Genomic DNA, 22826 nt, shown 5'->3' on the forward strand with positions numbered 1-22826 from the left:
TCCCCGGAGCGCAAAGCTCCTGATTTTTTTCAATGGTTTATCCCCGGTGGGGAGAAGCCAGATTCAATCAAAATGCCTCGGCAGCCATCGCCATCACGCTGTCAGCACCCGCTTCAATGCGTGACTTGCGCAAGGCGGTTTCCGGCATGATCTTTTCCATGAAGAAGCGACCGGTCAACAGCTTGTTGTTGTAATAATCGGTGTCGCTAGCCCCGCTTTCAAGCGCCTCATGGGCGGCCTTGGCCATTTTGGCCCACATATAGCCAAGAACAACCAGACCGAAGAGATGCATGTAATCGGTCGAGCCAGCACCGGCATTGTCGGGCTTGGCCATGGCATTTTGCATGAACCACATGGTGGATGCCTGCGCGTCGTTCAGGCCCTTCTTCAACTGCTTGGTGAAGAAGGAGAGCTTTTCATTCTCGCGGTTTTCCTCGCAGAAGGCACCGATCTCGTTGAACAGTGCCATCACGGCCCGGCCACCGTTCAAGCCCAGCTTGCGGCCGACCAGATCCAGCGCCTGAATGCCGTTGGCCCCTTCATAAATCATCGCAATGCGGGCATCGCGCACATACTGGCTCATGCCCCATTCTTCGATATAGCCATGGCCGCCATAGACCTGCTGGGCCATGACAGCATGGTCAAAGCCCTTGTCGGTCAACACACCCTTGAGGATCGGCGTCATCAGACCGAGAATGTCATCGGCGGTCTGCTTTTCAGCCGCATCACCGGCGCGGTGGGCAATGTCGGATTTCAACGCCGTCCAGAGCGTGAAGGCGCGGCCTGCCTCGTTGAAGGCCTTGATGGTCATTAGGGCGCGGCGAATATCGGGATGGACGATGATCGGGTCGGCCTTTTTATCCGGCGCCTTGGCGCCAGACAGCGAGCGGCCCTGAATACGCTCCCGCGCATAGGTCACGGCGTTCTGATAGGCGACTTCGGCAATCGACAGGCCTTGCAGGCCGACACCCAGACGGGCTTCGTTCATCATCACGAACATGGCCGAAAGGCCCTTGTTCTCCGCGCCGATCAGATAACCGGTGGCCTCGTCATAGTTCATGACGCAGGTGGCATTGCCGTGAATGCCCATCTTGTGTTCGATGGCGCCGCAGGAAACGCCATTTCTGGCACCCAGCGTGCCGTCTTCACCGACGATGACTTTCGGCACGATGAACAGCGAAATGCCCTTGGTGCCCTCAGGCGCACCTTCGATACGGGCGAGAACCAGATGGATGATATTATCGGTCATCCCGTGTTCACCAGCCGAGATGAAGATCTTCTGGCCAGAGATTTTATAGGTGCCATCACCGTTCGGCACGGCCTTGGTGCGCAGCAGACCAAGGTCGGTGCCGCAATGGGGCTCAGTCAGGTTCATGGTGCCGGACCAAGTGCCTTCGACCATTTTCGGCAGATAGGTGGCCTTTTGCGCGTCAGACCCATGCGCCAGAATGGCGGCAATCGCCCCTTGCGTCAGGCCCGGATACATCATCAGGGCCATGTTGGCCGAGGACATATATTCACCAACGGCAGCATGCAGCACGTAAGGCAGGCCCTGGCCGCCATATTCCGGTGGGACAGCGAGGCCGCTCCAGCCACCGGCGCAATAGGCGTCATAGGCTTCCTTGAAACCCTTCGGCACGGCAACGGAGCCATCCGCATTGCGGGTACAGCCTTCCTGGTCGCCGGACAGATTGAGCGGAAACAGCTGCTCTTCGGCAAGCTTGGCGGCCTCGCCGACAATTGCCTCGATCATGTCGGGCGTCGCGTCTTCAAAACCGGGCAGGTTGTTATAGCGCTCCAGGCCCAGCACTGTGTTCAGGATGAAAAGCGTGTCCGCGACAGGTGCCTTATAGACGGGCATGGTCAATGTCCTCCAGATTGCGGCCGGCGTCCTCCCCGGCGATGTTCTGTCTTACAAAATATTGACGTGCGCGTAAACGTCAATACGCAAAAATGTGAATTTGAAGAATGCGTCCTGCCAACGGATAGGCCAGAGTAACAAGGAATTTGTACAGCAGAGACCAAAGGGGCGATGACCGTCGTGCATATATCACGCTGCAGTTCCCGTTTGGCGACACAATAGGAGGCCCAAACCGAAAAGGTTAAAAATCTCAGCCATTCTTAACGGGTTGTTTACCACGTTTCCCCGATTCTGCTGCGGAATGATTTGCGCCGCCTCAAGATGAGAATTGCAACCTCCAATCCCGGGTTTGGGGGAGGGGAGCAGCTCTTGGGGCAGGCCCGAAACGCGAAGCGAGTTTGGAATATGAACGGACAGCGGTCTCCATCGCAGAGCTATAGAGCTCCCGGCCAGACGCCGCCTTACCAGGCGGAGACCCGTCAGGCCGACCCTCGTCCCGCAGGCGCTTCGTCGCTTGATGCCCTGAGCCGCACGATCGAGGGGTTGGAGGCGCGGATCGAAGGTCTGATGAATGGCATCTCCGGCGGCGTTGCCAGGGACGTTCGCCCCGCAGCCAGCGCTTTTTCCGATAAGCCATTACAGGTTTCGACAGAGCTGCCACTTGGCGCGACCTCTTCTGTTGCTGGCGATCGGCTCGATCCGTTGGCCGAAATCCGCGCCCGGCAACGGGCGCTGGAAGCGGCACGTCCCCTTGCTCCGGGACGCGCATCGCTCCGCGACAATGATCCGAAACATCTCGCGCCTGAGAGTGTTTCAGTGCGTCCGCCGCAAGTGCTGGAACTGGCGCCGCAACTGATGGCGGGCGGGAGTGCTGCGCCCCTGCCGGATTTCTATAAGGCCTTGTCTACTCTGCGCGCCGACCTGCGCCAGGATATCAGCGAGAGCCTTGCTGGTGAAATCGGTGCTTTGCGCTCCGATATCCAGGACATCAGGGTGATGGCTGAAGAAAGCCGCGAAGCCGCTGGCCTGCGTGAGGATTTCATGCGCATGGCCGACAGTCTGGAGCGGATCGGCCATCCCGCCGCGCCCGAAACCGAAGCATTGCGGGCCGATTTCGAGGAATTGCGCTCTTTGATGGACGGACTTGCCCGCGATAGCGGCACGCAGACCATGGAAACCCGTTGGAGCGCGCTCGAAGCCCGGCTCGATACCATCGCGCCTGAGCGCATCCAGCAGGACCTTTTGCAGCTTGCCTACCGGCTGGATGAGATCAAGCAGCAATTGGGCACCATCGGTGATGTGCGCTCCGTGCGGCTGCTGGAAGACAAGCTGGTTGCCATTGCCAAGGCGCTTGAGCATATCGGCCAGCATCTGGAGCCCAACAGCCAGGCGATGCTGGAACAGTTCGGCCAGCTCGATCACCGTCTGGACGAGATTTCCCGCGCCATTTCCGTTGCAGGCCGTCATGGCGGGCAAGCCACCGATCCGCGCCTGATCGAGCGTCTGGAAGACCGGATCGCCACCATTGCCCATCATCTGGAATTGATTTCCGAGCAGACCGCAGGCTTTCCGGCTGGCGATCTTGACCGCCGTCTCGAAGCGCTGTCGCTGAAAATCGAGGATTTGGCCCACCAACAGGCCGCCCAACGGCTGGAAGAGCGGCTGGACGATCTGACCCGCATGTTGGAAATGTCGCAGCGTGAAAGCCTGCAACCCGAACTGACCGGCTATCTCTCCGATATCTCCCGCAAGATCGATGCGCTGGATCATGCTTCGCTGAGCGACAAGCTGGCCGAGCAGATCGCCGTGATCGGCAGGCGAATCGATCAGATTGATGCTCAGCCAGTGGCATCATCGGTGGATGAAAGCCTGCTGCGCAGCCTGGACGACCGGCTGTACTCCATCGCGGCTCGCCTGGATGAGACGAGTGCCTCGCCATCCGGCGATGGCTCCGCCATTGCCGGGCTGGAACAGCAGATCGCGCATCTCTCGGCGCTGATCAGTGCCTCACCCTTGACGGACAATGGCCAGGGTGAGCGTATCGAAGGTCGGATGGCGGCCCTTGAAGATTATCTGGCGACCAGCGACGAATATATCGTCGAGGCTGCCCGCCAGGCCGCCGAAGCGGTGATGGACAATTATGCCCGCCAGAGCCCGACCTCCGTTCAGGTGGCGGGACAGGACCAGATTGCCGAAACGCTTGGCGTTCTGGCCGATCACCTGCGCCACCTGGAAGAGATCAGCCGGGGCGGGGAGGAGCGCAGCCACCGTACCGTCGAGGCTTTGCACCAGACCCTGGTGCAGATTGCCGAAAAACTGGACCAGATGGATCGCCGGACGGCAACGACCAGCAGTGAGGAAGACTACGCCGATCCGACGGTTGCGGCTGCGCAGCGGACCGCGTCCATTGAGACCGACGTGGAACCGGTTGTTGACCTTCTTCCGGCTGGAGACAATATCGATGCGCCCGCTCATGCCGAGGCTCGTCCGCAGAGCGATGATGGGAAGGTAGCGAAGCCCAGCTTGATCGCCGGTTTGAGCCGGCGCCTGAAGCCGAAGATCAAAAAAGCGCAGGCCGAGACCGCGACACCTGCAAAGGCTGCCGCTCCGCACCCGCGTCAGATGATCGAGGACGCGCCTTCCATCGACCCCGTCGATATTCTGCCGCCGGAAGAGGCCAATGAATTGCTGGAACCCGGTTCCGGCAAACCGGATGTGCGCAAGATCCTGGAAAAGGTCCGGGCGCGTCAGCAGGCCGGGACCGCTTCGGCTGAACCTGCGCTTGGCGCGGCAAGCGTAAAACCGGCATCAGCGGATGACCGGATGGATTTCATTGCCGCAGCGCGCCGGGCGGCGCAGGCAGCAGCCCAGGAAACCGACCGGGCCAGCCGCCCTAGCCGGACCGCCCTTGCCGACGAAGTCGCTGGAGGCTCGGCTTTCTCCAGATATCGCCGTCCAATCCTGATGGCGGTCGGTGCGCTTTTGCTGGCGGCCCTTGCTGTATCGGCAGTAAAGACGCTTGGGGGCGGCAATGCCCAGGCTCCTGCTGAGCAAGCGCCAACCACATCGGCACCTGCCAAACTGGCACCTTCTGCGGCCATTGAGGCACCCTCCATCCAGCAGGCACCGCAACAACCGGTTCGGGCCGTCGAGATCAAGGCCGAGGCACCGCAATCCCAGCCCGCCGTGGAAAGCACGGAGGCGGAGCCATCTTCCGCGCCGGTCATTCCGGTGACGTCACCGACAGGCCAGGCCAGCCTTTCCTCCACCCCGATGGATGGCAGCCAGACGGTCGCCGGTCTCTCGTCTCAACCGCCGATGCCGGATGCGGCTCAGGCCGGATTCTCTGCCCCGAAGACTGAGGCTGCCAAGCCGCTGTTCGAGGTGCCCGCCGATCTCTCGCCCGCTTCCCTGATGACGGCTGCCAAGGCGGGCGAGCCCGCTGCCCTGTTTGAAATCGGTTCGCGCTATATGGAAGCGCGCGGCCTGCCGGGTGATGTCTCGCAGGCAGCGGTCTGGTTCCAGCGCGCCGCCGATCTGGGGCTGGCGCCTGCTCAATATCGTCTGGCTGGGCTTTATGAAAAAGGCACTGGCGTTCAGCGCGACTTGACGCGGGCAAAAGGGCTTTACAGCCAGGCCGCAGAGGCGGGCAATGCCAGCGCCATGCATAACCTCGCCGTGCTCTATGCCTCCGGTGGCGATGGCAAGCCGGATATGGACGCTGCTGCCAAATGGTTTGCCAGAGCTGCCGATCTCGGCGTGACGGACAGTCAGTTCAATCTCGCTGTGCTCTATGCGCGCGGTACGGGCGTGAAGCAGGATCTGGAAGCCTCCTATAAATGGTTCGCGCTGGCCGCAAGCCAGGGTGACAAGGACGCCGCCGCCAAGCAGGAGGAAGTGGCAAGATCCTTGCAGCCTGCTGCACTTGCCCGCGCCAAGGCGAGCCTCCAGCAATGGCAGGCAATGCCTGTGAATGCCGATGCCAACACGGTCAACCTGCCGGATGAATGGGTTGGCAAGAGCCTGAAGACCGGCAGCGTCGACATGGAAAAGGCAGTCCGCAATATCCAGGCCATTCTCAACAAGAACGGTTTCAATGCCGGTGAGCCGGATGGCAAGCTCGGTGCCCGCACTGTTGCCGCCATCAAGGCCTTTCAAACGTCGGTGGGCCAGGAGCCAAGCGGCAAGGTTTCCAACGAGTTGGTCAAGGCTTTGCTGGCCCATAACGGTTGATGCGGGGTCGAGGTGGTGGAGTTTAACCTTGCAGGCGAACGAAATCCTCCTACAATTGTCCAGGCACACCTACTTAAATGATCATTATTGCCGGGTACCGGGTGAGCGTCACGATTTTAGAATGCGTGACGCTTGAGAATTTTTTGGGCAAGCTCCCCTAAATCTACCGGGATTTAAGGAATGATAGCGTAAGGATTGACGGGCATCGTCATGGGCATTCCGGCCATGACGGCGGAATTTGGCATTTCGGGCGCATTTCGAGGACAGCCGTGACACTTTACCTGCCGATTGCGGAACTGTCGGTGAATATTTTCATCATCCTCGGCATGGGCGCGGCTGTTGGTTTTCTCTCGGGCATGTTCGGCGTCGGCGGCGGGTTCCTGATCACCCCCCTGCTGATCTTCTATAATATTCCGCCCGTCGTCGCTGTCGCCACCGGTGCAAATCAGGTGGTGGCCTCTTCGGTTTCCGGCGCCATGAGCCATTTTCGGCGTGGTTCGCTGGATTTGAAGCTCGGCTGCGTGCTGCTGGTCGGCGGTTTGTTCGGCGCGTCGCTCGGCATGTGGATTTTCGTCGCCCTGCGCAAGCTCGGCCAGATCGACCTGTTCATTTCCATCCTCTATGTTGTGCTGTTGGGCTCCATCGGCACACTGATGCTCTGGGAAAGCATCGGCGCCCTGCGCCGTGCGGCCCGCAAGCAGCCAGCGCCTGTACGCCGCCCCGGCCATCACAATTGGGTGCATCGGCTGCCCTTCAAGATGCGCTTCAAGAAATCGAAGATCTATCTCAGCGCCATCCCTATTCTGGTGCTCGGTTTCCTTGTCGGCGTCCTGACACCGATGGGTATCGGCGGCGGCTTCATTCTGGTGCCGGCGATGATCTATCTCTTGCGCATCCCCACCAATGTCGTGGTTGGTACCTCGCTGTTCCAGATCATCTTCGTCAGCGCCTTCACCACCATTGCCCAGGCCAAGGCCAATTATTCGGTCGATATCGTTCTGGCCTTCATGCTGATGATCGCTGGCGTGATCGGCGCGCAATACGGGGTACGGGTTGGCCAGAAACTGCGCGGCGAACAATTGCGTGCTTTGCTTGGCCTGCTGGTGATGGCCGTTGGCCTGCGGCTTGCCATCGAACTGGTGATGACCCCTGAGGATGCCTATTCCATCGTGGTGGGGAGTGCGGGCCGATGATTATGGGCCGGTTCCTCCTTCTGGCGCTGATGGCACTCTCTGGTGCGATCCTGTTTGCGAGCGCGGCGAGCGCCCAGATCCCTTTTCTGACGCCTGATAGTACCGGCAAGGAAACGCTGGAAATCGGCACGTCCACCAATGAAATCGCCATTACCTCCGATTTTCGCGGCGCCGATCTCACTGTGTTTGGGGCGCTGAACAATGTCGATCAATTGCTGCTGGCCATCGGCCAATATGATGTCGTGGTGACGCTGGAAGGCCCGCGGGAAGCGGCGACCGTGCGGCGCAAGGAGCGGTTCCTGGGCATCTGGGTCAATCGTCAATCCCTGACCTTCGAGCGGGTGCCGACCTCCTATTCGGTTGCCAGCACCAGGCCGGTGCAGGCGATTGCCCCGCGTGAGGTCCTGAACGATCTGGGGCTTGGCGTCGATTATCTGCCGTTGACCCCGACCGGCCATTTCATCGGCGATATCAATATGGGCGAGTTTCGGACTGCCTATCGCCGCCTGCAACAGACAAGCGGCCTTTATCAGGAGGGCGATGCCGGTATTCGCTTCGTCAGCACCAATCTGTTTCGCGCCAGCCTGCGGCTGCCCGCCAGTATTCCCGATGGCGTGCATGTCGTGCATGCATACCTGTTCAAGAGCGGTGTCTTCCTGGCCCAGAAGGACCTGCGCCTGCGGGTGGTGAAGACCGGCGTCGAACAGGCAATCACCGATGCCGCCCATAACCAGCCCTTGTCCTACGGCATCTTCGCCGTGCTGGTGGCTGTGATCACCGGGTGGACGGCCAGCATTGTCTTCCGCAAGGATTAAGAGGCATTTAGACAATCATCACGCAATCGGGCGTTGTCATCTGCCTGTCATCTCTGCGCCCTAAGACCGCCCTGCAATCATCTGGCACATATTGGGGGAAACATTATGCGCACCATTCTCGCAGCTCTTTTTACCACGACGGTTCTGGCAGGCGGCGCCCAAGCCGCCACGGTCTATCCGCTTGATCGCGCCACGATCCTCACCGGTTCTCCCTTTGATTTCAAGGTCGAGCTGAAATCTGTCGTCAAGCCGGAAGATGTAAAAATCACCGTCAACGGCCAGGACTACAAAGCCGTTTTCGGCAGCCAGGCACAGTTCACCGCCGAAGAAAAAGGCAAGGAAGACAAGGTTCTTGGCTCGGCCCTGATCCTGCGCGATGTTAAGCTTCCGGCAGGCTCCTACAAGGTCGAGGTTTCGGCTGGAGACGAAAAGAAATCCGTCACCTGGGATGTCTATGCGACCCAGCAAAAGCCTGTTGCCAAGAATATCATTTTCTTCCTCGGTGATGGTCTGTCGGTAGCCCACCGCACCGGTGCCCGCATCATGTCCAAGGGCATGACCGAGGGCAAGGCCAACGGCCACCTCAACATGGACAGCCTCGACCGGATGGCCTTTATCGGCACATCCTCGACCAATGCCATCGCCACCGATAGCGCCAACACCATGTCGGCCTATATGACCGGCCACAAGACCGCCGTGAACGCGCTTGGCGTTTATGCCGACCGCACCCCGAACACGCTGGATGACCCGAAGGTCGAAACCATTGCCGAGGCGCTGCGCCGCACCACCAAAAAGTCGATTGGTATTGTTTCTCCGGCTGAAGTCGAAGATGCAACGCCCGCCGCCGTCGTTTCTCACACTCGCGCCCGCGCCGACAAGGCCGAGATTGTCGGTATGATGTTCAACGTCAAGCCGGATGTCATCCTGGGTGGCGGTTCGGCCTATTTCCTGTCCAAATCCATTCCTGGCTCGAAGCGCAAGGATGACAAGGACTATATCGCCGAGTTCAAGAATGCCGGCTATACGCTGGCGACATCAAAGACCGAACTGGATGCTGCCGCCGGCACCAATAGCGGCAAGCTGCTCGGCCTGTTTCATACCGGCAACATGGATACGCTTCTGGATCGCAAGTTCCTGAAGAAGGGGACCGTCGATAAATTCCCCGACCAGCCGGGTCTGGTCGATATGACCAAGGTTGCCCTTGATCAACTGTCCAAGAACCAGGACGGCTTCTTCCTGATGGTTGAAGGCGCATCCATCGATAAAATGTCCCATCCGATGGATTGGGATCGGGCGATGTATGAAACCATCGAATTCGATCAGGCGATCGGGCTTGGCCTCGAATTCCTGAAGACCCATCCGGATACGCTGATCGTCGTCACCGGCGACCACACGCATGGCATTTCGGTAATCGGCACGATTGATGATGAAAAGCCGGGCACCGAGATGCGCGAAAAGGTTGGCGTCTACGCTGATGCCGGCTTCCCGAACTATGAAGACAAGGACGGCGACGGCTTCCCGGACAAGGTCGACGTTTCGCGTCGCCTGGCAGTGTTCTCGTCCAACTTCCCGGACTATTACGAGACCTTCCGCCCCAAGATGGACGGTCCGTTCGAGCCGGCAATTCAGAACGAGAAGAAGCAATACGTCGCCAACGAGGCCTATAAGTCGGTGCCGGGTGCGCTTTTCCGCGAAGGCAATCTGCCGCGTTCGGCCGACACCGCCGTTCACGCTGTTGACGATGTCGTGCTTCAGGCCACGGGTGCCGGTTCGGAAGGCTTCAAGGGCTATTTGGAAGAAAGCGACGTCTACAAGGTATTGGCCGACGCTTTTGCCCTTGGTGCGCCAAAGGCCAACTAAGCCTGCTATGATACTCGGCTCCGGGTGCGGATATCGCATCCGGAGCCTATTCTATAGAGACTTCCGCTCTTTGTTTTTACGTATTTTCCGGGTTTTCCGCATTTCCTGGAAATGCTCTATTTTTTGAGGGTGCACGGCGTGGTGCGATGCCGTGTTCAGTGCCGAGGCGTTACGATGAAAGATCTCAGCAGGGTTGCTTTTCGACGGCGAGACAGTTTGGCTCTTCTTGGGTTTGCCGCCCTTGGGCTGTTCTCAAAACCGGCAAAAGCTGCACCGCAATTGATCGATTTCGACCAACTCTATGGCAAGGTCGGCGTGCTCGGGTTGGAATTTTCCGACATGGTCAAGCAGGCCGCTGGAAAACCGGTGGCGATGCGCGGCTTTATGGCACCGCCGCTGAAGGCGGAAGCGGCGTTTTTCGTGCTGACAGAAATTCCGATGGCGCTCTGCCCGTTCTGCTCCTCGGACGCGGACTGGCCGGACAATATCGTCGTGGTCTATCTGGATCGAAAGCAGACATTCGTGCAGCCGGGAACCCGCATTGAAGTGGTTGGGACCCTGGAAATGGGGTCCTGGACCGACCCTGAAACGGGTTTCGTCAGTCTATTGCGGCTGAGAAATGCCACTTATGGTACGGTGTAATCGCCCATGATGTCGCTTGTTCTCGAAGACGTGGCGGTCCGCTACACGGGCCTGCCAAAGCCGGTTTTAAACATTGGTCGGCTTGAGATTGCCGCCGGGGCTCAACTGGCGATCATCGGCGGTTCCGGCTCGGGCAAAAGCACGCTGGTCAATGTGATGACCGGGTTGGAGCGCCTGCGCCAAGGCAATGCCCGCTGGAACGGCACCGATCTGTCGAGCCTCTCGGAAGGCGCGCGCGACCGGTTCCGCGCGGCGCATATCGGTCTTGTCATGCAGGAGTTTCATTTGTTTTCCGGTCTGTCGGCCATCGACAATATCCTGCTGCCAGCCCGGCTGGCACGGGTGGTGACGCCTGCTTGCGTCACGCGCGCCCACGACTTGATGCAACGTTTCGGCCTCGGCCGACCGGATCAAGCGATTGAAACCATGTCGCGTGGCGAAATGCAGCGGGTGGCGGTGGCCAGGGCGCTGTTGCGAAAACCCGGCGTGATCATCGCCGACGAACCGACCGCAAGCCTTGATGCCGAAGCGGGGGCTGCCGTTGCCGATCTTCTTCTGGATCTGGCAAAAAGCGAGGGCAGCACCTTGATCGTCGTTTCCCACGATGCCCGTCTGGTGGAGCGTCTGCCACGCAGGATCGAGTTGAAAAACGGTGAAATCGTCGATGACACAGGTGACATTGCTGGAGGCATTGTCGGACCTCTGGGAGGTGACGCATGATCCGTTTCATCCTTGCCGATCTGCGCCGACTCTGGGCCGGTGCGCTGGTTGTCTGCCTGTTGGTGGCGCTGTCGACCGCGCTTGGCGTGACGGTGACCTTGCAGGAACGGGCCTTGCGGCTGGGCAGCGCCCGGGCTGCCGATAAATTCGATCTGGTGATCGGCGCAGCCGGGTCGGAAACCCAGCTGGTCCTGTCCTCGGTGTTTTTGCAGCCCTCGCCCTTGCCGCTGGTGCCGGGTGCGGTTCTGGCGACATTGCAGGCCGATCCCCGCGTGGAATGGGCAGCACCTGTGGCATTCGGCGATAGTTTTTCCGGCTATCCGATTGTCGGTACGACCACACGGCTGATTGCTGCGACCACGCCGGGCTTTGCCGAGGGGCAGATGTTTCAGCGCGAAGGCGAGGCGGTGGTGGGCGCCGATGTCGCGCTGAAGACCGGCGATACGGTCAAGCCGATGCATGGCACGGCTGCTGAAGGCGGTCATACCCATGGCGAACTGGCCTATCATGTCGTCGGCAGGCTGAAAGCCACCGGCACGGCCTGGGATCGCGCTATCCTTGTTCCGGTCCAGGCTGTCTGGCATATTCACGGTCTCGGGGAAGAGCATGATGATCACGATGCGGACGAGGCCGATCACGCAGCAGAACAGCACGCCGCAGAACAGCACACCCAGGAAGAGGCGGGGGACAAGGGTGAAGCCGGTCATGATGAGGACCATGACGAGCACGATCATCACGGCCATATCGACCCCGATGCTGCTCTCTCAGAGCAATTCTCAGCCACAGACCCCGGCGTACCGGCCATTCTGGTCAAGCCGAAAACCATTGCCGCTGCCTATAAGCTGCGGCAGGACTATCGCAACGACCGGACACTCGGCGTTTTCCCCGGCGAGGTCCTGACCAGGCTTTACGCGACGCTGGGCGACGCGAAACTGGTTTTGTCCTTTGTGGCAATCGGCGCGCAGGCGCTGGTGGCAGGCGCGCTCTTGCTGGTGACGGTCGTTCATATCGGCCAGCGCCGCAAGCAGATTGGCGCTCTCAGAGCCTTCGGCGCTCCCAGGTCATCGGTCTTCCTGATCGTCTGGTGTGAGCTTTTCAGCCTGTTCCTGGGCGGCATCGGGTTTGGTGTGGCTATGGGATATGCGGCGGCAAAGGTCATTTCGCAAACCGTCAAGACCAGCAATGGCTTTAACCTGCCGGTGGAATTCGCAAGCCAGGATGGTTGGCAGTTCTGCGCCATGCTGGTCTTTGCGGCGCTGCTTTCGGCACTGCCAGCCTGGCTTGCCTATCGCCAATCGCCGGTGGCGGCGCTGCGTTCCTGACGGAGTACGGCCTAGCCTGCTTTATGTTCTGTCATATAACGGTCACCCGCCAAAGGTAAGTGAGCCGCTACAGTCCTTGTTCCATTTTCGGTTCAAGTTGGGCGTAGTGGGAGCACGGCGATGGGCATATCGGTTCGTACATTGGTTTTTTCTGCGCTCAGCTTGGCTACGGTGGGCTTTTCCGCGCCAGCCTTTGCCGATAGCGGCATGGTGCTGGATAAGTATGTGGTGCTGATGCGTCATGGCGTGCGCCCGCAAACCAGTGCCAAGGAAATCGCCCTGCTGTCGTCCAAGCCCTGGCTGCAATGGGATACCGCCGATGGTCAATTGACGCCGCACGGCGCTGAGGCTACGGCGCAATTGGCACGGTGGGAGGGCACCATGCTCCGGGGCCGGGGGCTTCTGCCGCAGGGTGGCTGCCCCGCGACCGGCACGGTGTTCGGTTGGGCGAATGGTTCGGTGAAGCGCACCATCGATACCGGCAATGTGATGCTGTCCACCCTGTTTCCCGGCTGCGGCCTGACGGTCGGCTTTAACAATACCGAGGCCACGGATGGCGTCGATGTGCTCTATGCCCCTTCCGATACCAGGCTTGGCGCTGTCGATCCCGACAAGGCCACGGCTGCAATTTTAGAGGCAGCGGGTGGCGATCTTGAAAAGCCTCGGGCGCGTGCTGCCAGCCTGATGACGGAACTCGACGGCATTCTCGACTGCTGCGCGGCTTCGCTTTGCGAAAAGGCCGATGCGTCCGCTGCCTGCACGTTGTCGCAGCGCCCCTGGTCGATCAAGGTCAAGCAGGCCAAGGGGGAAAAGCCTGCCAGCGTCGAAGTGGTTGGCCCTTTGAAGGATGCAGGCACCGTCGTGCAGGTTTTCCTGCTGCAATATGCCAATGGTTTTCCTGCCGATCAGGTCGGCTTTGGCAAAACGCCGACAGAAGCGGACATTATCCGCCTGTCGCAGCTGCGCCAGATCAAATATGATCTCGGCAATCGTGTTCCTTATCTTGCCGCCCGCGATGGCTCCAATCTTCTCAATCAGCTGTTGCTGGCGGTGGCCGCCGATCCGGCAACAGGTCTGGCCAACAATAGTGCGCCCAGCGATGGCCCGCCAAATGCGAAATATCTGCTGTTTACTGGTTCCGACACGCAGCAGGCAGAAATTGGCGCCATGCTTGGCCTGCATTGGCATATTCCGCCTTATCTCGATGATGAAACTCCTCCCACCGGCACCATGGCGTTCGAGCGCCTGCACGATGCCACGGGCAAGGTGTTCGTGCGCATGCAGTTCATCGCGCCGTCGCTGGACCAGATCCGCAATGCATCGGTTCTGGATGATAAAACCCCGCCACTCCAGGCCACCATTCCCCTGCCGGGCTGCGAAAAGGAACAGGTTGACGGTGCCTGCCCGCTGGATCGCTTCCTCGCCATCACCCGCCCCAAACTGGACATGACGGCGGTGGCGCCACAAATCTATCTGGCCAGTGGGCATTGAGGGCCAGTCAGGTTCAAACTGAACCTGACATCCGCCATGACGTTCATTCGAAACACTATGCAGAATGGCGCCTCGGCTTTTCACCGGGGTGCGGAGATGCATTCTCGATTATTTTAAGGCATTGCCGATCGCCGAAGCCGGTTTGCAGTTTTGCTGGAACGTGTCCAGGGCGGGAGCATGGCTGGCGGTGAAATATTGGTCACGGCCGCTGTGTTTCGCCTTGTAAAGGGCAGCGTCGGCGCTCGCTACAAGATCATCGCTGGAGTGGATATCGTCGCACGGAACGGCTGCCACGCCGATACTGACGGTGACGATACCCTTTTCGCTATCCCCATGGGGAATATGCAGGTCGCGGACTGCCTGGCAATAGTATTCTGCCACAGTAGCGCCTCCGGCAAGATCGGTGTCGGAGAGAATGAGCGCCATTTCCTCGCCGCCATAGCGGGCAGCGATATCGGTGCTGCGTTTGGCGACCGAACGCAACGTCGTGGCGATCTGGCGCAGGCATTGGTCTCCCGCCTGATGTCCATAGCGGTCGTTAAACAGTTTGAAATGGTCGATATCGATCATCAAAAGGCTAACACCAGACCCGGTGCGGTGGGACCGTGCAAATTCCTGCCGGAGATGCACATCGAAGGCACGCCGGTTGTAAAGCCCGGTAAGGCCATCGGTAAAGGCCGCTTTTTCCAGGGCGCGATTGGTATGGCGCAGCAAGCCCTCCGCCTGTTTCGCCCTGGTAACATCGGTAAAGACGATCAGCGAACCGCCGCCACCGACGCTTCTTGTTTGAGCTTCGAGGGTCCGTCCGTCCCAGAGGGCGATTTCGCGCTTGCCTGGCACCAGAGGCAAAACAGGCAGACTGTCCAAGCTTTGCTCGGGCAAGATGGGGTCGCTGTCGCGAGGTGCGGTCTCTTCGCCGCGCGCGCGCGAAGCGGCGATGATGTCGTGCAGATCGGCGCCAGGCACCCTGATATCAGCGGTTTTGGAGAACATGGAGCGATAGCGTTCATTGCAATAGACCAGCTTTCCCTGGCGGTCGAACATCACAAGCCCATCGGCCATATTGGCCAGAGCATCGGCCAATTGCTGGCGGCTCTCGGCCAATTGCTGCTCCAGTTCCTTCTGCTTGCTGATGTCGCGGCTATGGGTGGCGAGAGCGATGATCTCTCCGGTCCTCTGGTCGCAGATCGGATATTTAAGGGTCGAATACCAGCCTTTGACGCCAGCAGGCGTTTCATAGCTCTGCTCGATATGGACAGGCTTGCCTTCGGCAAAGACAGCCTCTTCGTCAGCGCGGTAACGGGCCGCCAGCTCGGAGGAATGAAAATCCGCATCGCTCTTGCCAATCATCTGCGCGGGGTCATCCAGGCCAAGGGCCTTGGCCGTGGCGGGATTGGTCAGGATGAAACGGCCTTCTCGGTTCTTGGCCGTGAGGGTTTCCGGCATGCTCTCGATCACGGTCCGGTAAAGTTTTGCCTCCTGTAATCGAACGCGTTGCAATGTCTCGCTTCTGATCACAGCCGCTGCAAGCAGAGCAGCCAGGGATTGCATTGGCAAAAGCAGTGGCAGGACGGCAAACACCGCTGGCCATGTTTCAGGTGGAAGGACCAAGAGTGTTATCTGTGGCAGGATGGTGAGACCAAGGCCCATGGCTGCGATGCGCCGCAGGCTCAAGATTGCCTGTTCATCGCGCCCGCCTGCCCAAACACCCGCGCCTGCAGCCAGTAAAATAGAAAGGGCTCCTGCCCCAGCGCCGATCCCACCTTCCAGAACGCGCCAGGTTATGGCAATGCCCGCCGCAAAAATGGCACAAACCGGGCCGCCCATCAGTCCGCAGACCGCAATGGCACTGTTGCGAAGGTCCATGAAAAGACCCGGTACAATCGTTATCGGAAATTGCATGGCGACGATGGCCGTGACGCCACCGGCAATGCCAAGCCCGATTGGCCTATAGGTCGGATTTTGCTGTTCAAGCCATCCGGCCAGCCTGCTCGAAACGAGGGAAAACAGCGTGACAAGGGCACTATTGACCAGAATGATCGTCATCGTCGTGTTCATCTGCTCTGGCGTCTCCTACACGGCCCTTATACGAAGTGTCATTGAAAATGGCAGTTCGTATTCGAAATTCCGCCAAGTCGAGGATGTCGTTCACACCGTCGAAACTTGGTACTCAATGCATGCAGGGGAAGCGAGAAATCTCGCCGAGCCTGTTTCATAGGCCAGAGAGTAGAAGATGATCGTTAATTTGTAATTTCGAAGATATGTATATTGATGCGTCGATCTTGAACACGGTCTCCGGCGACCGGGGATAACTTTGGCGATGTCGCGCCTCGGCGCTTGAGGACCCCGGCCCGCAGGTCTACGGATAAACATCCCCAGGTGGTGGCAAAGGCAGGATGGTTCATGGCAGCAGCAGACAAACAGGCAGGTAATTCCCGCAAGCCCATCGCCTCAAGTCCTGAACAGCATTCCATGCTGGACGATGTGCAGGGCCTGCTGGCGGGAGCCATGCTGGCGGCGCTGGGCGTGGTCTTGCTGTCCAATGCCAAACTGCTCTCCGGCGGCACGGCAGGTGTCGCCTTTCTGCTGCATTATGTGTCGGCGGTCGGGTTTGGCCCGATCTTCTTTGCCATCAACCTGCCCTTCTACTATTTCGCGTTCCGGCGGATGGGTCTGGCGTTCACGGCAAAAACCTTCATCGCCGTGTTGCTGACCTCGGTGCTGAGTGCCATCCTGCCGAAATTCATCGGCTTTTCCCTGCTGGACCCGCTGGTCGCGGCCATCTTTGGTGGGCTGCTGGTGGGAACTGGCATGCTGGTGCTGTTTCGCCATCAGGCAAGCCTTGGCGGCTTTGGTATCCTGGCGCTGTATCTTCAGGATCGCTACGGCTGGCGGGCCGGGCTTGTGCAGCTTTGCTTTGACGGCATGGTGCTGATCGGCTCGTTCTTTGTGGCGACGCCCGGCATCATTGCCTGCTCGATCATCGGCGCTGTTGTCGTCAATCTGACGCTGGCGATCAATCATCGCAAAGACCGCTATATTGCAATGTAGGCTGGAGCGTCTTGTCATTTGGAATGAAAATTGCTGCTCAGATGCCAATGGGCTGAATTCGGCCCCCGCCCTGATTGATGCTCAAGAAAGAGACAGATAATGACGTTTTTCCGCACCGCTCTGGTCACAGCTTTGCTTTTGACGACCTCTCTTGTCCATGCCGAGGATGGCACGCTGGCGGTGATCAAGCAGGCGGGCGTGATCCGCATCGGCACGACAGGGGACTATAAACCCTTCAGCTACAAGGGTGGCGATGGCGAACTGGTCGGGGCCGATATTGCCATGGGCAAGGCGCTGGCTACCGATCTCGGCGTCAAGCCGGAATTTGTGATGACCACCTGGAAAACCATGCTGGAGGATTTCAAAGCCGGAAAGTTCGATATGGTGTTGGGCGGTATTACCGTTAATCCGGCCCGCGCCGAGGTCGGCGATTTCTCGCTTTCGAATGTCAAGGATGGCAAACGGCCGATCGTCCGCTGCGAGGACAAGGACCGGTTGGTGACGCTGGAGGCGATCGATCAGCCGTCAGTGCGTGTCATCGTCAATCCCGGCGGCACCAACGACAAATTTGCCCATGAGCATTTCACCAAGGCACCTATCGAGGTGTTTCCCGACAATAAGGTGATTTTTGACCAGATTGCCGCCAACAAGGCGGATGTGATGGTGACCGACGGCGTGGAAGTGGACCTGCAATCCAAGCTGCATCCCGGCGTGCTTTGCCCGGCTGCCGTCAAGGAACCCTTCACCCATTTTGAAAATGCCTATCTGCTGCGCAAGGACCCGGGCTTCAAGGCTGCGGTGGACGGCTTCATGGCAAAGGCGCTGGAAAACGGTGACTGGAAGGCCAAGCTGGACGCCGCGATGCAATAAAGCCTGGGTTTATATGCTCAAAATAGTCGGGGACCGCTTCTATTTAATCCGGTTTCACCTATTTTATCTCTGTGTCTGAGCCGGAATCCACGCTTTCTCTTTTGCCCTCATCCTTCGAGCATTGGTTTGCACAGAAGGGTTGGCAGCCGCGTGCGCATCAGTTGGACCTGCTGGGGCGGGCCGGGCAGGGAGAAAGCACGCTGTTGATTGCCCCGACGGGGGCGGGCAAGACCCTTGCCGGGTTTCTGCCCTCACTGGTCGATTTGACCCGGCGCGGGCGAAAGCGGCCGGGCGAGGCATTTATCGGCATTCACACGCTCTATATCTCGCCGCTAAAGGCACTGGCGGTCGATATTGAGCGCAATCTGGTCAAGCCGGTCGAGGAAATGGGCCTGCCTGTTACCGTCGAGACGCGGACCGGCGATACGCCGCAGGCAAAACGGCAACGCCAGAAGCTCAATCCGCCGGATATTTTGCTGACAACCCCGGAACAGCTGGCTTTGCTGATCGCCAATGGCGAAGCCCCCCGCTTCTTCCGGGACCTGCGCTATGTGATTTTCGATGAGTTGCATTCGCTCGTTACCTCCAAGCGTGGCCATCTTCTGGCGCTGGGGCTGGCCCGGCTGCGCATCCTGGCGCCGGGACTTCAAACCATCGGCCTTTCTGCCACCGTTGCCGATCCGCCGGAGCTGCAGCGCTGGCTCGTGGCCCAAAGACCGGGGGAAGCGGCCTTGGCTGGGCTGATCACGGTGGCTGGCGGGGCGAGGCCGAACATTACCATTTTGAACACGCAGGAGCGCATTCCCTGGTCCGGCCATTCGGCCCGTTACGCCATTCCTGATATCTATGCGGTGCTGAAACAGTTTGCGATGACGATCATCTTCGTCAACACCCGTTCCCAGGCGGAAATGCTGTTTCAGGAATTGTGGACTGTCAATGACGACAGCCTGCCGATTGCCTTGCATCACGGCTCGCTGGATGTCGGCCAGCGCCGCAAGGTGGAAGAGGCGATGGCCGCCAACCGGCTGCGTGCCGTGGTCGCCACCTCGACGCTGGATCTCGGCATCGACTGGGGCGAGGTCGATCTCGTCATCCATGTCGGCGCGCCCAAGGGCGCCAGCCGATTGGCCCAGCGGATTGGCCGGGCCAATCACCGTATGGATGAGCCAAGCCGGGCCATTCTGGTTCCCGCCAACCGCTTCGAGGTGATGGAATGCCAGGCGGCGCTGGATGCCAACTATCTCGGTGCGCAGGACACCCAATCGGTGGGCGAAGGCCCGCTGGATGTGCTGGCCCAGCATGTGTTGGGCATGGCCTGTGCCGCACCTTTTGATGCGGAGGCTCTTTATACTGAAGTAACGTCAGCCATGACTTACGCTTCTTTGTCGCGTGAAACGTTCGTGCGGATTGTCGATTTCGTCGCTACCGGTGGCTATGCGCTGAAGACCTATGACCGCTATGCCCGCATCCGCAAGACGGCAGAAGGACGCTGGCGGATTTCCAATCCGGCGGTGGCGCAGCAATACAGGCTCAATCTCGGCACCATTGTCGAGGAGCCGATGCTGAATGTCCGGCTGGTCAAGCGCAATCACCTTGGCTCCATCGGGCGAGGCGGCATGACCCTTGGCAAGGTCGAGGAATATTTCGTCGAGCAACTGGCGCAAGGCGATACATTCCTGTTTTCCGGCAAGGTCTTGCGGTTTGAAGGCCTGCGCGAAAGCGAATGCCTGGTGTCCAATGCTTTTTCGCAGGACCCGAAAATTCCGGCCTATGCGGGCGGGAAATTTCCGCTCTCGACCTATCTTGCCGATCAGGTGCGGGCCATGCTGGACGATCCCGCCCGCCGCGCCAGCCTGCCGGATCAGGTGCGTGACTGGCTGGAAATCCAGAAAGTCAAATCCGTGTTGCCGAAGCGGGGCGACCTGCTGGTCGAGACTTTTCCACGCGGCAAGCGCTTCTACATGGTGCTTTATCCGTTTGAGGGGCGGCTGGCCCATCAGACGCTGGGCATGCTGCTGACGCGGCGGCTGGAACGGTGGCGGGCCAAGCCGCTTGGCTTTGTGGCGACGGATTACGCCCTGGCGATCTGGGGGCTGGAGGATCTCGGCTGGATGGTGTCCACGGGCAAGCTTTCGCTGGCTGACTTGTTCGAGGAAGACATGCTGGGCGACGATCTGGAGGCCTGGCTGGACTCCTCCTACATGCTGAAGCGTACCTTCCGCACCTGTGCGGTGATTGCCGGGTTGATTGAAAAGCGCCATCCCGGCAAGGAAAAATCCGGCAGGCAGGTGACGGTCTCCGCGGACCTGATCTATGATGTGCTGCGCGCCCATGAGCCCGATCATATCCTGCTGCAGGCGACCCGCGCGGATGCGGCAAACGGTCTTTTGGACATTGCCCGGCTTGGCGATATGCTAAAGCGAATCAACGGCCATATTCTCCACAAGGCGCTGGACCATGTCTCGCCGCTGGCCGTGCCGGTCATGCTGGAGATCGGCCGGGAAACGGTGGTCGGCGAAGCCCAGGAAGATGTGCTGGCGGAAGCGGCTGAAGATCTCATCGCTGAAGCGATGGGATAAGATGGAATGGTCAGGATATGACGGGCCAGATATGATTGGATTGACGACGGCTTCTATAATGCGCCCGGAGAAGACGGACCTCACCGCCGAGATCGAGATCTGCGGTGTTGAGGCCATCTGTGACCTGTCCGGCACGCTGTATCTGCCAGCATTGCGATTGCTCGTCGTCTCCGACCTGCATCTGGAAAAGGGGGCGGCCTTTGCGCGGCGTGGCCAGCTTCTGCCGCCCTATGATACCGTTGCGACATTGAAAAAACTGCAAGCGGTGATTGCCCGTTTCGATCCGGCCATCGTTGTCAGTCTGGGTGACACGTTTCATGACCGGTTGGGATCGGCGCTGATGCCAGAGCCGTTCCGGCAGACAATTGAGCAGATGACACGAGGCCGCGAATGGATCTGGATCACCGGCAACCATGATCCTGATGGGGTCGAGAACCTGGCGGGCATGGTGGCCGATGAAATTTCCTATGGCGGATTGGTGTTTCGCCATGAACCGCAAATCGGTGAAAGCGCCAGAGGCGAGATTGCCGGCCATCTTCACCCGTCAGCCACCGTGCGCCGGCGGGAGAAATCCGTGCGTCGCGCCTGTTTCGCCGCCGATGGCGACCGGCTGATCATGCCGGCTTTCGGGGTGACGACGGGCGGGCTGGATTTAAAGCACAAGGCATTCACAGGGCTTTTCGCAAGGGAGACGCTGGTCGCGCATCTTCTGGGCCGCGAACGGATCTATTCGGTGCGCTTCAGCGGCCTGTTCGCCTGAAAACATAAAATGTAAGTTATTGCTTACTTTGATGCGCCATCTCCCGCACGCGCACCACCGTGACCGTACACGGCGCTGTCGAAGCAACTTCCGCCGATACGCTGCCGAGCAGGGCGCGCTTTGGTGAATTGGCGCGGGCACCCATGACGATATGGTCGACACTGTTGTCGCGGGCATAATCCAGGATGGCATTGGCGGGTGAGGTGCTTTCCAGCACGTGGCAGGTAATTTGCGGCTGATCCTTCAACGGCGCTGCCCATTGCCGCAGCTTGCCAAGGCGGGCGACATGCTTGTTATTGCCCTCGTCGTCCAAGTCGCTGTCGAGGTTGATCCGGGCGATTTTCAAAATATTCAGGCAAGCAAGCCGTGCGCCGGGCGAGCGCGCCATGATGCGCGACACCGTCAACCGCATGGCTTCCGTCAGCTCCGTCGAGGTTTCGCCAAGGTCGAGGGCGACGACGATGATCGGTGCATTGGCCAGGGCCGCCGTAGCGGTTTGCGGTTTCAGCAATTCGATCGGGTCAGGGTTGAAGCGGCGTTTCAAAACCTCCGCCAGCCCGTCCTGCTTCAGCTTGTCAGCCCGCGCCGTCAGGGGAACTGCCGGCAGGTCCTTCAGGTCCAGCGCCAGTTGGGCTGCGGTCGGCGTCCTCCTTGCCGGGTTTACCTCCAGGCAGCGCAGGATAACCTCCTGAAATGCGGGAGAGATCGCCGGGTTCAGCGCTCGTGGCGGCACCGGATCGCGCCACAGCCGACGCTTCAATCCCTTCAGCCGCTGCGGATCGCCAAAGGGGCGTTTTCCGGTGGCAAAGAAATACATCAGCACGCCCAGTGCAAACAGGTCGGAGCGAAAATCCGAGCGAATGCCCAGGATCTGTTCGGGCGCCATATAGGGTGCGGTGCCATAGGGCAGGCGAAATTCCTCGTTCACCAGATCCGGCAGGTCCAGATGGCGCGCCAGGCCGAAATCCACCAGTACCGCCTCGCCGCTGTCACGAAACAGGATATTCGAGGGCTTGATGTCGAGATGCACCACGTGCTGGCGATGCAGGTCCGCTAGTGCCGTGGCGATCCGCTCACCCATCCTTGCCACCTCGTCTGCGCTGAGCGGCAGGCTGTCCAGCAGCGGATAGAGCGATTTGCCAGGCAACCTTTCAAACACCATGTAAGGCAGATGGGTGAAATCGCCATTGGCAACAAAGCGCGGCACATGCGGGCCAGAAATGCGCGGCAGGATCATCTGCTCCATTTCAAAGCCGACAATCATTGCCGGGTCGATGCCTCCGCCCATTTCCGGCACTTTCATCAGCAGCGGGAAAAAATAATCGGGGTGGGTTACGGCATAGAGCCGCGCCATGCCGCCCTTATGCGCCTGTTCCACCACGGTAAAACCATCGATCACGCTGCCGGATTCAAGGCGGTTGCGGGCCAT

15 protein-coding genes are annotated in these 22826 nt (G+C 59.6%); 12 read left to right on the forward strand and 3 right to left on the reverse strand.

The features are described from left to right. Nucleotides 1-67: 67 nt before the first annotated feature. Nucleotides 68-1861, reverse strand: a complete 1794-nt coding sequence (locus tag G6L01_RS00765) for an acyl-CoA dehydrogenase C-terminal domain-containing protein (RefSeq protein ID WP_070163620.1) — start codon at nt 1859-1861, stop codon at nt 68-70. 405 nt (nt 1862-2266) lie between these two features. Here G6L01_RS00765 and G6L01_RS00770 point away from each other — a divergent pair, with 405 nt between their 5' ends. From G6L01_RS00770 to G6L01_RS00805, 8 genes are all read left to right on the forward strand, one after another. Beyond that, nucleotides 2267-6094 carry a peptidoglycan-binding protein gene (locus tag G6L01_RS00770; protein WP_081343958.1) on the forward strand — a complete coding sequence of 1276 codons (3828 nt, stop codon included), beginning with the start codon at nt 2267-2269 and terminating at the stop codon, nt 6092-6094. 269 nt (nt 6095-6363) lie between these two features. Next, the gene (locus tag G6L01_RS00775; protein ID WP_070163619.1) at nt 6364-7287 is read left to right on the forward strand and encodes a sulfite exporter TauE/SafE family protein; all 924 of its coding nucleotides are present in this window, start codon (nt 6364-6366) and stop codon (nt 7285-7287) included. A 2-nt stretch (nt 7288-7289) separates the two neighbouring features. Continuing rightward, the gene (locus G6L01_RS00780) at nt 7290-8102 is read left to right on the forward strand and encodes a TIGR02186 family protein (RefSeq protein ID WP_420359829.1); all 813 of its coding nucleotides are present in this window, start codon (nt 7290-7292) and stop codon (nt 8100-8102) included. 105 nt (nt 8103-8207) lie between these two features. Next, nucleotides 8208-9962 (forward strand): alkaline phosphatase, encoded by a 1755-nt coding sequence (locus G6L01_RS00785; RefSeq protein WP_070163618.1) that lies wholly within the window; start codon nt 8208-8210, stop codon nt 9960-9962. Between the two features lie 174 nt (nt 9963-10136). Continuing rightward, nucleotides 10137-10604, forward strand: coding sequence for a hypothetical protein (locus G6L01_RS00790; protein ID WP_070163617.1), 468 nt, complete (start codon nt 10137-10139; stop codon nt 10602-10604). Between the two features lie 6 nt (nt 10605-10610). After that, nucleotides 10611-11324: an ABC transporter ATP-binding protein gene (locus G6L01_RS00795; protein WP_070163616.1), complete on the forward strand. Its 714-nt coding sequence runs from the start codon at nt 10611-10613 to the stop codon at nt 11322-11324. Continuing rightward, the gene (locus tag G6L01_RS00800) at nt 11321-12646 is read left to right on the forward strand and encodes an ABC transporter permease (protein ID WP_070163615.1); all 1326 of its coding nucleotides are present in this window, start codon (nt 11321-11323) and stop codon (nt 12644-12646) included. Before G6L01_RS00795 ends, G6L01_RS00800 begins: the two co-directional genes overlap by 4 nt. A gap of 120 nt (nt 12647-12766) precedes the next feature. Then, the gene (locus G6L01_RS00805; RefSeq protein ID WP_070163614.1) at nt 12767-14137 is read left to right on the forward strand and encodes a histidine-type phosphatase; all 1371 of its coding nucleotides are present in this window, start codon (nt 12767-12769) and stop codon (nt 14135-14137) included. 108 nt (nt 14138-14245) lie between these two features. Here the strand turns inward: G6L01_RS00805 and G6L01_RS00810 are convergent, their stop codons facing one another. Beyond that, complete coding sequence (locus tag G6L01_RS00810; RefSeq protein WP_070163613.1) at nt 14246-16195, reverse strand: diguanylate cyclase; 1950 nt, start codon at nt 16193-16195, stop codon at nt 14246-14248. A gap of 345 nt (nt 16196-16540) precedes the next feature. Here G6L01_RS00810 and G6L01_RS00815 point away from each other — a divergent pair, with 345 nt between their 5' ends. From G6L01_RS00815 to pdeM, 4 genes are all read left to right on the forward strand, one after another. Next, on the forward strand, nt 16541-17188 hold the full coding sequence (locus tag G6L01_RS00815) for a YitT family protein (protein WP_070163612.1): 648 nt from the start codon (nt 16541-16543) through the stop codon (nt 17186-17188). 99 nt (nt 17189-17287) lie between these two features. After that, nucleotides 17288-18058 carry a transporter substrate-binding domain-containing protein gene (locus G6L01_RS00820; RefSeq protein WP_070163611.1) on the forward strand — a complete coding sequence of 257 codons (771 nt, stop codon included), beginning with the start codon at nt 17288-17290 and terminating at the stop codon, nt 18056-18058. 71 nt (nt 18059-18129) lie between these two features. Further along, nucleotides 18130-20637 (forward strand): ligase-associated DNA damage response DEXH box helicase, encoded by a 2508-nt coding sequence (locus G6L01_RS00825; protein ID WP_420359973.1) that lies wholly within the window; start codon nt 18130-18132, stop codon nt 20635-20637. Between the two features lie 58 nt (nt 20638-20695). Then, complete coding sequence (gene pdeM, locus G6L01_RS00830; RefSeq protein WP_070164017.1) at nt 20696-21397, forward strand: ligase-associated DNA damage response endonuclease PdeM; 702 nt, start codon at nt 20696-20698, stop codon at nt 21395-21397. A gap of 16 nt (nt 21398-21413) precedes the next feature. Here the strand turns inward: pdeM and G6L01_RS00835 are convergent, their stop codons facing one another. After that, nucleotides 21414-22826, reverse strand: a complete 1413-nt coding sequence (locus G6L01_RS00835; protein ID WP_071205942.1) for a bifunctional serine/threonine-protein kinase/universal stress protein — start codon at nt 22824-22826, stop codon at nt 21414-21416.

Origin of the sequence: Agrobacterium vitis (genome assembly GCF_013337045.2) — a bacterium.
In the GTDB taxonomy this organism is placed as follows: domain Bacteria; phylum Pseudomonadota; class Alphaproteobacteria; order Rhizobiales; family Rhizobiaceae; genus Allorhizobium; species Allorhizobium vitis_B.

Coding starts and splice junctions, on each gene's coding strand:
- G6L01_RS00765 (WP_070163620.1), bottom strand. CDS start 1,861: ATGCCCGTCTATAAGGCACCTGTCGCGGACACGCTTTTCATCCTGAAC.
- G6L01_RS00770 (WP_081343958.1), top strand. CDS start 2,267: ATGAACGGACAGCGGTCTCCATCGCAGAGCTATAGAGCTCCCGGCCAG.
- G6L01_RS00780 (WP_420359829.1), top strand. CDS start 7,290: ATGGGCCGGTTCCTCCTTCTGGCGCTGATGGCACTCTCTGGTGCGATC.
- G6L01_RS00785 (WP_070163618.1), top strand. CDS start 8,208: ATGCGCACCATTCTCGCAGCTCTTTTTACCACGACGGTTCTGGCAGGC.
- G6L01_RS00790 (WP_070163617.1), top strand. CDS start 10,137: ATGAAAGATCTCAGCAGGGTTGCTTTTCGACGGCGAGACAGTTTGGCT.
- G6L01_RS00795 (WP_070163616.1), top strand. CDS start 10,611: ATGATGTCGCTTGTTCTCGAAGACGTGGCGGTCCGCTACACGGGCCTG.
- G6L01_RS00800 (WP_070163615.1), top strand. CDS start 11,321: ATGATCCGTTTCATCCTTGCCGATCTGCGCCGACTCTGGGCCGGTGCG.
- G6L01_RS00805 (WP_070163614.1), top strand. CDS start 12,767: ATGGGCATATCGGTTCGTACATTGGTTTTTTCTGCGCTCAGCTTGGCT.
- G6L01_RS00810 (WP_070163613.1), bottom strand. CDS start 16,195: ATGAACACGACGATGACGATCATTCTGGTCAATAGTGCCCTTGTCACG.
- G6L01_RS00815 (WP_070163612.1), top strand. CDS start 16,541: ATGGCAGCAGCAGACAAACAGGCAGGTAATTCCCGCAAGCCCATCGCC.
- G6L01_RS00820 (WP_070163611.1), top strand. CDS start 17,288: ATGACGTTTTTCCGCACCGCTCTGGTCACAGCTTTGCTTTTGACGACC.
- pdeM (WP_070164017.1), top strand. CDS start 20,696: ATGCGCCCGGAGAAGACGGACCTCACCGCCGAGATCGAGATCTGCGGT.
- G6L01_RS00835 (WP_071205942.1), bottom strand. CDS start 22,826: ATGGCCCGCAACCGCCTTGAATCCGGCAGCGTGATCGATGGTTTTACC.